Origin of the sequence: Acinetobacter lactucae (genome assembly GCF_013344765.1) — a bacterium.
GTDB classification, from domain to species: Bacteria; Pseudomonadota; Gammaproteobacteria; order Pseudomonadales; family Moraxellaceae; genus Acinetobacter; species Acinetobacter lactucae_A.
This window is the reverse complement of sequence record NZ_JABVBF010000099.1, coordinates 1-13,314: the sequence shown is the minus strand read 5'-3', so window position 1 is coordinate 13,314 and position 13,314 is coordinate 1. Positions and strand designations below refer to the sequence as shown.

Annotated in this window: 9 protein-coding genes and 3 tRNA genes; 5 read left to right on the top strand and 7 right to left on the bottom strand. The window is 39.9% G+C overall.

Features of this window, described 5'->3' with window-relative positions:
- Positions 1–88 precede the first annotated feature (88 nt).
- Positions 89–1,633, top strand: coding sequence for a hypothetical protein (locus HUN22_RS11055; RefSeq protein ID WP_174729136.1), 1,545 nt, complete (start codon positions 89–91; stop codon positions 1,631–1,633).
- A gap of 64 nt (positions 1,634–1,697) precedes the next feature.
- Here HUN22_RS11055 and HUN22_RS11050 read toward each other — a convergent pair whose 3' ends face one another.
- The 4 genes from HUN22_RS11050 to HUN22_RS11035 all read right to left on the bottom strand — a co-directional run bounded on the left by HUN22_RS11050 (position 1,698) and on the right by HUN22_RS11035 (position 2,690).
- Positions 1,698–2,291 carry an HAD family hydrolase gene (locus HUN22_RS11050; protein ID WP_174729133.1) on the bottom strand — a complete coding sequence of 198 codons (594 nt, stop codon included), beginning with the start codon at positions 2,289–2,291 and terminating at the stop codon, positions 1,698–1,700.
- Positions 2,292–2,396: 105 nt separating this feature from the next.
- Positions 2,397–2,473: transfer RNA gene (locus HUN22_RS11045), tRNA-Arg, on the bottom strand.
- A 39-nt stretch (positions 2,474–2,512) separates the two neighbouring features.
- A tRNA-Arg gene (locus HUN22_RS11040) sits at positions 2,513–2,589 on the bottom strand.
- A gap of 10 nt (positions 2,590–2,599) precedes the next feature.
- A tRNA-Ser gene (locus HUN22_RS11035) sits at positions 2,600–2,690 on the bottom strand.
- A 261-nt stretch (positions 2,691–2,951) separates the two neighbouring features.
- Here HUN22_RS11035 and rnr point away from each other — a divergent pair.
- The 4 genes from rnr (at position 2,952) to HUN22_RS11015 (ending at position 8,244) form a co-directional block, all read left to right on the top strand.
- Entirely contained in the window at positions 2,952–5,369 is a 2,418-nt protein-coding gene (rnr, locus tag HUN22_RS11030; RefSeq protein WP_174729130.1) for a ribonuclease R, read from the top strand.
- Positions 5,370–5,502: 133 nt separating this feature from the next.
- Positions 5,503–7,557, top strand: a complete 2,055-nt coding sequence (locus tag HUN22_RS11025; RefSeq protein WP_174729127.1) for a M3 family metallopeptidase — start codon at positions 5,503–5,505, stop codon at positions 7,555–7,557.
- A gap of 40 nt (positions 7,558–7,597) precedes the next feature.
- Complete coding sequence (locus tag HUN22_RS11020; protein WP_016142985.1) at positions 7,598–7,807, top strand: YheV family putative zinc ribbon protein; 210 nt, start codon at positions 7,598–7,600, stop codon at positions 7,805–7,807.
- Between the two features lie 11 nt (positions 7,808–7,818).
- The gene (locus tag HUN22_RS11015; RefSeq protein ID WP_174729124.1) at positions 7,819–8,244 is read left to right on the top strand and encodes a hypothetical protein; all 426 of its coding nucleotides are present in this window, start codon (positions 7,819–7,821) and stop codon (positions 8,242–8,244) included.
- 164 nt (positions 8,245–8,408) lie between these two features.
- On the opposite strand, the gene HUN22_RS11010 is transcribed toward HUN22_RS11015, so the two are convergent.
- The 3 genes from HUN22_RS11010 to HUN22_RS11000 form a co-directional block, all read right to left on the bottom strand.
- Complete coding sequence (locus tag HUN22_RS11010) at positions 8,409–10,604, bottom strand: TRAP transporter large permease subunit (protein ID WP_174729121.1); 2,196 nt, start codon at positions 10,602–10,604, stop codon at positions 8,409–8,411.
- 179 nt (positions 10,605–10,783) lie between these two features.
- On the bottom strand, positions 10,784–11,359 hold the full coding sequence (gene rrtA, locus HUN22_RS11005) for a rhombosortase (RefSeq protein WP_125697948.1): 576 nt from the start codon (positions 11,357–11,359) through the stop codon (positions 10,784–10,786).
- 84 nt (positions 11,360–11,443) lie between these two features.
- Positions 11,444–12,532 carry a hypothetical protein gene (locus HUN22_RS11000; protein WP_014207738.1) on the bottom strand — a complete coding sequence of 363 codons (1,089 nt, stop codon included), beginning with the start codon at positions 12,530–12,532 and terminating at the stop codon, positions 11,444–11,446.
- Positions 12,533–13,314: the final 782 nt, after the last annotated feature.

Genomic DNA, 13,314 nt, shown 5'->3' with positions numbered 1-13,314 from the left:
TCAATTATTGAGATACACATCTCATTAATTATCTAGCGCAATAAATAATACTTACTTAAAAATACATAATTATATAGGAAATAGACCAATGTTCTTACTCAAAAATCTCGTATCTTCGATCTCAAAAGTTACTCAAGACTTGGGTAATGTTGTATCGGTAAATACAAATGTAAACACAGGTTCCGCTGTGAATGTAAACGTCTCTGATATAAACATTTCTAATGTAAATGTTTCAACATCAGGCTTACTTTCTAATGTACTTTCAACAGTAACTAACACCGTTACCCACACAACAACAGGCTTAGTGTCTGATGTCGTTGGTACAGTAACAGGCACTGTCGGCTCTACAAATCCATTAGAAACAGTAACCAATATTGTGGGTGGTTTAACGGGCAGTGTGCCTAGTGGCAACCCTCTTGAAGTAGTCACTGGTATTATCGGTGGTGTAACGGGTGGAACTTCTCCAATTTCCCCAGTCATTGATGTCGTTCAAGGCGGTATCGATATTCTTCAGGGTGTAGAAAGCCTAAAAACTGAAATCATCAACACTGGCATTGAAACTGTTGCTGGGACAGTAATTGGAGTACTTCCACAAACTGAACATCCTGTTTCTGAAATTGCAGACCTCGGCACATTAACTTTTGAAACTTCTCGCGATACAGTAAACGGTGCACTTGAAGTTGTTTCTGACTTAGTTGGTGGTGACATCCAAGGCGCAACTGCTTCAGCTACTGGTATTGTTGAAACACTTATCAACAATGGTACAACAGCTACAGGTATTGTTACTGGTGTTGTTGGAAGCGTTACAGATGCCGTTGGTGATGTAACTGGCGGTATTAGTGGCAACCCTCTTGAAGTAATTACCGACATTATTGGCGGTGTGACTGGTGGCGTTGGTGGCAATCCTCTTGAAGTGATTACTGACATCATTGGCGGTGTAACTGGTGGTATCGGTGGTGGAACCTCTCCAATCTCTCCAGTCATTGATGTTGTTCAAGGTGGTATTGATATTCTTCAAGGCGTAGAAAGCTTAAAAACTGAAATCATCAATACGGGTATTGATACAGTTGCAGATACAATCATCGGTATTCTTCCACAAGCAGAACATCCTGTTTCTGAAATTGCAGACCTCGGCACCCTAACTTTTGAAACTTCTCGCGACACAGTAAATGGTGCACTTGAAGTTGTATCTGACTTAGTCGGTGGTGATATTCAAGGCGCAACTGAATCAGCGACTGGTATTATCGGTACACTTATTACTAATGGCTCAACTGCAACTGGTTTATTAACAGAAATCCTTGGCGGTGTAACAGGCTCTATTGGTGGAGTTACTGGTGGTGATAGTCCTCTTGGTGTAGTAACCGATCTTCTTGGTGGTTTAACTGGTGGTGTGACTGGCGGTACAGACAATCCTATCGGCATCGTCACAGATATCGTGGGTAGCTTAACGGGCGGTGTTGCTGGTGAAGGCGGGTTAGATGTTATTTCTAATTTATTGGGCGGTTTAACTGGTGGCAGTTTGCTCGGTGGCGTGACATCTACAGTATCTAGTGTAACCAATACAACATCTACTATCTTACCTACATCATTACTTACTGATAACTTCTTAGAAAACTCTTTCAATACTGTTTAATATCAGTCATTAAAAGAAAGCCACTTATTACAAGTGGCTTTCTTTATTAATATATTTTTAAATATTAATTCACTTCTTGCCATCTATAATATTTCTTATGCGCCAGCTCTAACATTGCATAATCATTAGGTGTATCCCCATAAGCATAAATTGTAGAATATTGGTTTAAATCATATTTGTTTTTTATTCTATTTACTTTTTCTAAATAACCACAATCGCCATCAATAAAATTACCTGTCAAAATACCATCACATATTTCAAGCTGATTGCATATAACATCTAAACCTAAAGACTGGCACCAACTTTCTAAATAAACACCCAATGACGCAGATACAACAACAATCTGATCACCTTGCTCTTTATGCCAAAGAATACGTTCCAAAGCATTTTGACGTACACAGGTAGGAAGTACATTTTTAGCAAACTCTTCCCCCATATATTTTAGGGAAGTTGCATCATAGCCCACATACCCTACTTGGCAGAGTTTAGTTCGAATGGTTCTATCGGTTACCCATCCAAGCTTATAGCCCGCTATATAAGGTGCAAGTCGAATACCACCGACTATTTGAGTTTTTTTGTTTAAAGAAAATTTAAGGAATAGACTGAATGTATCACTGTGAGTGATCGTGCCGTCAAAATCAAATAAAGCCAAGTTCATTTATGATTATCTCTAATATAATTAAAAAGTTATAAATTTAGATTTTTTAAAGGACTAAAAAGCAGGCACAAAAAAACCGCTATAAAAGCGGTTAATTCTTCAAGTTGGTGCGCTCAGAGAGATTCGAACTCCCGACCCCTTAGTTCGTAGCCAAGTGCTCTATCCAGCTGAGCTATGAGCGCGTAACTTGTGTGCCTTTCAGCGATTCGTTCTGTTTTACTTGGTGCGCTCAGAGAGATTCGAACTCCCGACCCCTTAGTTCGTAGCCAAGTGCTCTATCCAGCTGAGCTATGAGCGCATTAAGTAAATGGCGGTGAGAGAGGGATTCGAACCCTCGATACCAGTAATAGGTATGCTTCCTTAGCAGGGAAGTGATTTCAGCCACTCATCCACCTCACCGGAACGAGCCGCCATAATACAAACTAAAACCCTATTGTTCAAGTCATCATAGTGAAATTTTCTTGTTTTTTAGTTCAATGAATTATTTTTTAAGCAATTTTCTCATTATTTTCGTCTTTTTCGATCAAACGCTTGTTAAGATAGATATTATTTCTTCATCAAAATACTGTAGTGCATAACACATTATTGCAAACCTGAACGTGCAGTTCGGGTCTGCATGGCTTATGCTAAACTTATCTGCCAAGCGTGAAACAAAACGACATGACAAAAAACTGGGCTGACCCTGAAGCGAAAGCTGAAGCTGAACGTTATGACAATCCTATTCCAAGCCGTACTCTTATTTTAGATACATTGGAACAATTGCAGACACCGCAATCTCATGCAGAGCTTGTCGATCATTTTAATATTCATGACCAAAAAAGTATTGAAGCTCTAAGTCACCGCTTAAGTGCCATGGTTCGTGATGGTCAAATCATGAAAGACGGTTTTAAATTTCAGTTGGTGGCAGATCAACCAACCTATGAAGCAACTGTTTATATTAATAGTAAAGGTTTAGGTACAGCACATATTGATGGTCAAACTGATCTTTTACTTCCTGAACGCGAATTACGTTTAGTATTTAATGGTGACCGAGTTAGAGTGCGCCAGACATCAGTTGACCGTAAAGGTAAACCTTGGGGTTTTATCACAGAAGTTTTACAGCATCGTGTTAAACAATTAATTGGTAAATTGTCAGTTCACGATGGCGAATATTTTATTCAGCCCAACAATCCAAATCAGCACCAACCTATTCCTTTAGAAAAAGAATTGGTAACCCACGCTGAAGCAAATGTTGGCGATATGCTACGTGTCGCGATAGACAGTTATCCGACTCGTGAAGAGTTTGCGACGGCGCATATTATTCAATCTATGGCCGACAAAGCTGATACAGAAATTATTATTCCGCAGACCATTCTTGAGTTTGGCTTACCTTACGAATTTCCAGATGAAGTTATAAAAGAAGCTGAAAGTTTTAAAGAGCCATCTGCTCAAGATCGTGAAGGCCGCATCGATTTACGAGATTTAGCATTAGTTACGATCGATGGTGAAGATGCTCGAGATTTTGATGATGCGGTTTATGCAGAAAAACGTCCAGGCGGCGGTTACCGTGTAGTTGTCGCAATTGCCGATGTTAGTCATTATGTAAAATTAGACTCAGCCCTCAATGAAGAAGCTGAGGAACGTGGTACTTCGGTATACTTCCCGCACTTTGTATTACCGATGCTACCAGAAGCCTTGTCAAATGGCTTGTGCTCTCTGAATCCGCATGTAGACCGTTTATGTATGGTCTGTGACTTGAAACTCTCTCGTACAGGCCGCGTGACTGGTTACGATTTTTATCCATCAGTGATGCATTCAAAAGCACGTTTGACCTATACACAGGTAGCACAATATTTTGACGGCGCAACAGATGCGATTCCAAAAGATCGTGATGTTCATAAATCTTTAAATACGCTTTTCCAGCTTTATCAGATTTTGAAAAATTTACGTGCTGATCGTCATGCAATGGAATTTGAAACCATTGAAACCTACATGACTTTTGATGAGCTAGGCGGGATTAAAGAAATTTTGCCACGTACACGTAATGAAGCACATAAGCTCATTGAAGAGTGTATGTTACTTGCTAACGTTGCTGCGGCTGAATATGCATTAGAACATGATATTCCAATGTTATATCGCGTGCACGAAGCGCCTGAGTTCTCTCGTATCCAGAAAGTAAAAGACTTTGTAAAATTACTGGGTCTACCCTTCCCTGACCAGCCAACTCAAGCAGACTATCAAAGAGTTATTGAAGCAACTAAAGACCGTATTGATGCACCAAGCATTCATGCAGTTTTATTACGCTCAATGATGCAAGCTTACTACGGTGCAAAAAATGCAGGGCACTATGGTTTGGCCTATGAAGCATATACGCATTTCACTTCGCCAATTCGTCGCTACCCAGACTTATTGTTACACCGTGCCATTAAAGCGCATCTCAAGCAAAAGCCTTACCCACTCTCTGGTGCTGCACTAGATGATGCAGGTGAACATTTCTCTCAAACAGAGCGCCGTGCTGATGAAGCATCTCGTAGCGTAACGACTTGGTTGAAATGTCACTACATGCAACAGCATTTAGGAGATGAGTTTATTGGTATTGTGAGTGCTGTGACCGAATTTGGTTTATTCGTGACGCTGAAAGATCTATATGTCGATGGCATGATTCATATTAGCCAACTCGGCGATGACTTCTTTATTTATGACCAAGCGAGTCAAAATCTGGTAGGTCAAAATCGTGGTCAAGTCTTTGGTTTGGGCGATGAAGTTAAAATTCAGGTTGCTGGTGTCAACCTGGAAGAACGTAAAATTGACTTCCAGCTCATTAAGCAAGTAACTCATGCAGGCCGAGTAGTTCGTAGCCGTGCACCGCGCACGACTAAAACAGCTACTCAGGCTAATGAAGAGGTCTTTAGCAAACCAACCGTCAGTAGCGACGGTGAAAGACCTGTTCACAAAAAGAAAGAAAAAAGTAAGCCAAGTTCTTACACCAAAAAAACTGGTAAAAAAACCTCAGCAAAAGCTGAGACTAAACCAGAGAAGGTGAAGAAAAAATCTAAGCCGAAAAAGAAAAAGTCGAATGCAAAAACAAAGGCTGAATAGTTAAAAATAATTGGTTCAACTCAGAAATAAGTCTCCAATAGGAGGCTTATTTCTTTTTAAAAGGGTTATTTTACAGATTAAGCTTGATTTCCGACTTGAGAGGACCTACATCTAATATTATGTTTAAAAAATAATGTGGCTATTAGCAATGACTTTACAGCAAGCGACTTTACCAACTCCTCATTTTGATCAAATCAAATTAGAAAATTTAAAACAAGATATTCAGCAAGCAATTCAAGCTGGACAAGAGTTTTTAAACACACTTACAGCCGCACCTACAGATACAGCTCAGCAACTTGCCGTACTTGAGCAAGTCGATACGCTTGAAAATAATCTGAGTGAATCATGGGGCGTTTTATCGCATTTAAATGCGGTAATGAGCAATCCAGAAACGAGAGAAGTTTATCAATCTTTATTACCAGCATTGAGTGAATATTACACTCAGCTTGGTCAACACACGGCTCTTTATCAGACATATCAACACATCCATGATGGTCAAGGTTATACGTCTCTTAGCCCTGCACAACAAAGTGCGATTCGCCTAGCTTTACGTGACTTTAAACTTTCTGGTGTAGCCCTAGAGGGTGAAGAGAAAAAACGTTATGCAGAGATTTCTGCGCGTCTTTCACAGCTGTCATCAGATTTTTCAAATCATGTACTTGATGCAACACAAGCTTACTTTAAGCCACTTACCGAAGATCAGCTAAAAGGTCTTCCAGAAAGTAATATTGAGTTATTAAAACAGTACGGCAAACAACGTGAACTTGACCAAGCTGTCGCAACTCTCGATTTCCCAGCATATTTTGCAATCATGACTTATGCAGATGACCGTGCATTGCGTGAAGAGCTTTATAGAGCTTATGTGACTCGCGCATCTGATCAGTCTGAACAAACTGAGTTTGATAACAGCAAAATTATGGAAGAAATTTTAAGTCTTCGTCAGGAAATGGCGAAACTACTTGGTTTCAATAACTATGCTGAATATTCTCTGGCAAGCAAAATGGCACCAGACGTAAAAACAGTACATGAGTTTTTGGTTGATCTAGCAGAACATGCGCGTGCTCCTGCGCTTCAAGAAGTTGCCGAACTTCAAGATATTGCTAAACAAGATGGTGTTGATGAACTTAAACCTTGGGATACAACTTACTATTCTGAGAAGCTTAAACAACAACAATTCAACTTATCGCAAGAAGCCCTAAAACCTTATTTCCCAGCACCTAAAGTTATTCAGGGATTATTCCAGATTGTGCAGCGTCTATACGGCATTAATATTATTGAAAGACAAGCACCTGTTTGGCATCCAGATGCACGCTATTTTGAATTAGAAGACCAAGGCCAAGTAATTGGTGGCTTCTTCTTTGACATCTATGCACGTACAGGTAAACGTGGTGGCGCATGGATGAATGGTTTCCGTTCGCGCATGCAAACACTTCATGGTTTACAAAAACCAATTTGCTATATGGTGTGTAATTTTACTCCTCCAGTAGGTGACCAACCTGCTTTATTGACCCATGACGAAGTGATTACTTTGTTCCACGAGTTTGGACATGGTTTACATCACATGTTGACCGAAGTAGATAACATCTCGGTTGCAGGAACGCATGGTGTTGCTTGGGATGCCGTAGAACTACCAAGCCAGTTTATGGAGTTCTGGTCATGGGATAAAGAAAGCCTAGATGTACTAAGTGAACACATCGATAGTAAACAGACTTTGCCACAAGAATTACTAGATGCTTTATTAAATGCCCGATTCTTCCAATCTGGTATGCAAACTTTACGTCAGCTTGAATTTGCATTATTTGACTTGACCATTCACACCAAAACACCTGCCCTAAACAGTGAGCAAATTCAGCAAACCTTAAACGATATTCGTAAGCAATATGCGGTCGTTCCTACTGTCGACTACAACCGTTTCCAACATAGTTTTAGTCATATTTTTGCTGGCGGTTATGCCGCAGGTTATTACTCTTACAAATGGGCAGAAGTTTTAGCAAGTGATGCATTTGATCGTTTTGAAAATGAAGGCATTTTTAACACTCAAACGGGTAAAGAATTCCGTCAGGCAATTTTAGCTGTGGGTGGAAAAGACACTGCGCTTGAGGCATTTGTTAATTTCCGTGGGCGCGAGCCTAAAATTGACGCGTTGTTACGTCATCAAGGTTGGACGAATGACAACAAAACCGCTTAAACTATGGGCCTAAATTGATCGTGTGGTTAGGGTGATAAAGATGAAAAAACGTTTCATTGCTGGGGCAAAATGTCCAAAATGTGAAGCCATGGATCGAATTGTCATGCTAACCACCGCAGAAGATGAATGGATTGAATGTATCGAATGCGGTTATAGCGAAAATCGTCCGACTCATGTGGATGAGCCTGAAACGCCTGCTATACCTGATGAAATTGGGGTAATACAGTTCAAGCCACGTCGTCCCGACTAAAGGTCTTAAACATGCCACTACAAAGAAAACAAAACTCAAAATTATTATGGATTTTAATTGGGGGCTTAAGCATTCTAGTAGTGCTTTTTTTTGCAGCGCAATGGTTTTTTAAAAAAACCGAGTCGTCAGCACCACTGGTTGATCCACAACCTGTCTCGACACCCGCTCCTGCTAAACCCACTGAGCCATCACCAAGTTCTGCCCCCTTAGCTGAAAATGCAAGCTCTCAGCAACTTGTCAGTGAAAATATGCTTAAAGAACCAGTACCAGCCCAAGAGTCTTTAGCAAAGGAAGAGGTATCTAAACTTGAAGATATTCATCGCCAGCTAAAAGATCAGGAAGCCGCCTTAAAAGCTCAGCATGCTGATGCTGATCAATTAACTAAACTCAAAGAAGAACAAGTTAAATTGCTTGAAGCTCAGCTCAAACAGCAATAGTTTTTGAGTGAACTCTTAAAAAAGCTAAAGTCATCTATCTTTAGCTTTTTTATTTGGATTTTAAAATAGTACTACTTACCTGTTTCTAAATTTACTCAGTCCACTTATTAAAAAAGCCCTCCATTTAGGAAGGCTTTTTTGTATAACCAATACTTTGATTTCAGTTATTTATACCAATCGAATAACTTAAATACATATGGCACATAAGTAACCAATACTAGTGATGAGAACAAGACAATAATTGGTAGCAACCAGCGCTCATAACGGAAGTAGAAGCTTGTATATTTCTCTTTCGCTTCTGCATCAGCAGCATTCACTTCATCATCTCCGACGGACAACCGCGTGAGTAGATGGTTCAAGGCAACTGGTGGTGTTACATAGCCAAACTCGAATGCAACTAATACAATCATCCAGAAGTGAATTGGATGAATACCATTTTCGTATGCCACAGGTGCAATGGTTGCAGCAACTAAAATTACAGCACCAAATGGATCGGTACACATACCAATAATGGCAAGCAATAGTGCAATACATGCCAGTGATATATAGATACTGCCTAAATGAGTCGGCAATAATTCAACCACTTCGGAACGTTCAATTAAACCACCTACACTTGCAGACAGGGCCATCAAGATAATCAGAGCACCAATATGACCTACAGTTTCTGAAGTCGCAAAACGAAGTGCTCCACCAAAACCGAGACGGAATTGAGAGCTATGCGGATCATGGGCACGTAGGAATGGTGATTTCTGTTCGTGCTCACGAACAATCGCCTCATGAATATTGATTGCAGGAGCTTCTTTTGTAGAAACCAATTTGTCATACAGGATCATTGCGATCAGAACTAATGGCAAAATTACTGGCGCAGTAAATTCGTTCATTCCTGTGTCTAATGCGTATTTATAAATCGCAAGAACAACAACAGTAATCAAAATGTATGGAATCACGGGTACAAAGGCACGCATCATGCCCGGAATCGCAACTTTTGGTGAATTCACACGGAATTTTTCTTCAGCCAAGAGTAAGGAAACACCCAAGAAAATAAATGCAGTTAACCAAAATACATAGATACCATGACCAAACAGCTCATCGGAGGTTACATGACGGCTATCAAGCATTGCAATTAAAACGACCAGTAGACATGGACGTACAACTACCCCTAAAGAACCTGACATTGCAGACACAGCCAAAGCATATTGACGGCGAGCACCCGCATTCCAGACTTCTTTATAAATAATTGCACCGGCTGCGATAACGAAGATACCTGATGCACCTGTATAGGCTGTTGGTACAGCAGCAGCAATTAGGATTAACCAAGTTAAAGTTTCTGGCGCCAAGTTCCATGGACGAAGTACATTAAGGAACAAATCCATAACGCGTGTTTGAGTCAAAAGCATACCTGCCCAAATAAATAAGGCCAGATTTAAGAAAATACCTGAGAACTCAACCAATAAACCAAGGTAAATACCTTGCCCCATTGGATAATCCATAAAGAACGTAAATACGATGCCCGTAATTAGGGCCATGTAAGCGTATAAAGGCACTGATAATAAGGCTAAGCCTATATTCCCGCCTTCGCGTTTTGGTGGAGGTGAAACAAATAATTGATACAGACTAATTAAGGTCAAGACAACAAATAGAATCATCCAGATCCAGTAAATAGTCACTGTTTCATAGGTAGGTGTTACCCCAGAATTAATGACTGAACGATACTGGCTAATTACAGAGGTACTTAGTAAAGCATTACCAATCACCATAAAGATGGAATAGACTTTGTAATCTATTTTTGTAGCTGGATTACGTAAGCCAATATGGTGAAATTTCAACGATGCTGTAATCGCAGAAATTAGAACCATAAAGATGAGTAAAATTGCGCGATTTTCTGTACCGAATTTAAAAATACCAAAGAAACCTGTCTCGATAGCACGGTAAGTACGTACCCCTGGGTTAGCTTCGATATATTTAATGGTTTTATCATATGCCTGATATTTTTCATCACATTGTTGCTGCGCTGCGAGTAGCGATGCACGGACATCACTTTCTGACGCTGCACCAAAGAAACTTGCGAAATCATCAGACGCATTCGCTTTCATTTGTTCTTTTACTTGAGCCTCGATATTTGGATGTCGATCACAAGTCGGCTTTTCAGGTTCAGCACGCAAAAAAGAATATTGCATACCTGTAGCGGGGTCACCATAAAGACGCTCCCCGATACGTAATAACTGTCCGTGGATCATTTCCCCGGTACCAATTATCAGAGTCATTAATAGCAGAATAAGGATAACGAATGTTGAGATCCATTCGTTCCAGATATAACCCAGTAGACCTAATCCAGATCTTTTTTCTTGATGTTCTTGCATAAATATTCCAATTTTGTTCTCTCAAGTCCCTAAAAATTAAAGAATTGAGTCATGCAATTTTTCTTGGTCAGGGGTTAAATCCATCCCCCTTCTACCAATCCCTTTATTCAACGATCAAATTTGCATCAAACTTTGTTAATAAAGAATGACTAAAATCTCTTTTTTAACAGTTTGTATTGTCAATGTTTCTTTTTTAATCTCTGGAAAAGCCAATAGCATCCTCCAAAAATTGCTCCACCTATCGCTCCATATAAATGGGCTTCAGTTAAAACAGGGCTCCCTATTAACTGGGCAGTTCCTGTTTGGCCGAATGTATTTTCCCATATGAGTTTGGCTACGATTAAACCTAGTACCAACAAAGCGAAATTACGTTCTTTACGATATTGCAGATAAACTAAAGCAACCGCTGTATATAGCCCATGTAAAACACCAGATAGCCCTGCATACGCTTCGATATAAGGTAAATAAAAGTAGAACATCAAACTAATAAAAGGTGGCAACAGCAAAAGCAGGCTTAAAATATGCCATGCTTTTGTATGCGGAAAGATAAAGGGTAAACAGGCGAATGCCATCATATTTAAAAGGAAATGAACCCATCCCACGTGTACCCAATGAGCAGTCCATAAACGCCAGAATTCGCCAAGTAAACTTTCGCGCCAATAAATAAAAGTATCAGGAAACACCTGTAGACAAGCAGATATGGAAATGCACACTGCGACCAAAAGCACTTTACTATTCAGTACATGATCCTTCATGGCACACTCCTTGAAATTAAACTTCTTACGATTATTGTAGAACTTAACAATAGACTCGCAAGAAGTTAGTCTTTCAAATATTCCTTACTGCGCTGCGGGTGGAGCAGATGAATCAGCAGGAACTTCAGATGCCGCTCCCCCATCAAACAACTCATCTAGCTCTGCGGCACCTTCATTCTTATCATCCCAGAAATGAGACATGCCATCATCTCCGGTACGTACACCAGTATGCTCAGTCCAATAACGGTCAGAGATACCACGTACAATAAGGCCAGCCATGCTATCGATTAACTTAAAATTGGGATTGACAGGTTTGTCATCAGCTTGAGACGCTGCATAAGATCTTAACGCATCACGGATTTTTGCATCATCACCGCTTGCTTGGGCAGCTACCGCATATAAAGCATGAGATAGGCGAACACCTTTTTTCTCACCAATCTGAATTGACTGTTTTAGAGTCTGGTATGGATCAGGTTTCCCTTCATCAGCACCTGGCAATAAGGTCCAGATAACAGCACGCGTTGCATTAGGTGCACCCCAGAATTTTTCATTATCTAAACAAACCATGCCACGCTCTACAATAGCAGCGATGTCTTTAGGGACGTTGACTGCACCACCTGAGTTAATATCGTTGGTCACAGCTTGAAGACCACTGATCATTCCAAGTAAATAAACAGTTTGATCAGTATCGTTACGCATTGTTGGGCAAGAATCACCTAAGTGATATTTATATTTAGATTCCCAACGATCAGCAAATAACTTATAGCCTGTATATTGACGTTCAGCAGCGATTGCAGCCCAACGCTTTTGGGCAATACGAGCATCTTGAGCTTCTGTCACTTGACCAGCTTTTGAGGCACGCAAATAACGCAATTCCTGTTCTAATGCTTGGTTTTCCGCACATACACCTGAAGCCGCATACATTAATACCGCAACGCGCGTTGGATCTGCACCCATACCTTTAGTAGACATGATTGCTGGTGTTAAAGCGCTACCGGTATTACATACCATTTCAGCGTCTTGCATTGCTAAAATAGGCGGAACGACGTGCTTTTCCGTAAAACCTAGAGCAACATTTGCTCCGGTTTTCACGACGTATGAACAACCTGATAAAACTGAAGCTGCAAGAAAACTCACCGCCAAACCTTGGCTTATTTTTTGGACTTTAGACATCTTCCTGTCCTCTATGTAATTTGTTTTTTCCTTTTCAGATGTACATTAGCAGATGCATATCTTGAATAAAAGAGTAATTACTCTAATTGTAGCGCTTATACTTTGACACACTTCACAGCATATAAAATTGACAGTTTTGCAAGGAAACAGAAATTTTAGGCAAAAAAAAGTAGCATTGCGACGGTTCAGCACATGCTACTTATTAACTGGGATAAGCTTTTAACGGCTTATATTATTTTTGTTCTATATAATCCTTAAGTAAAGTTCCTGCTCTTCCTACTACTACAGCCATAACGACTGCAATTAACAGAAACATCCACATTGAAATCTCCATGAGAGACCTCCTTACTACAATCGCACCCAGTTATAAACTGGACACTTGATGAAATTAATCGATTAACCAATTTTAATAATTGACTGATCGACGACCTTGCATCCTCTGTCTCTTAACTTTGTTAATATTAACTCTGTTAAGATATTCCCTGAGTAAAGTTCCTGCTCTTCCTACTACCACTGCCAAAATTATGGCAATGACCAAGAACGACCATGTTGGCATCTCCATTTTGAGACCTCCGACACACTTTACGTTGGTGTTTGTACTTTAACCGATCAAATAGCTACCTATAGGTGAAATTGTCAGACAATTGTATTTCCTTGGCTTTTTTCTATATTTTAATTAGACAATCCTGAGCTTAAATTGAAAAATTAATGCTAAGTTTTTATTTTTTATAAATTTTAAATAAATATACAAATGTAGAATTGTCTAACAATTAATATAGTTT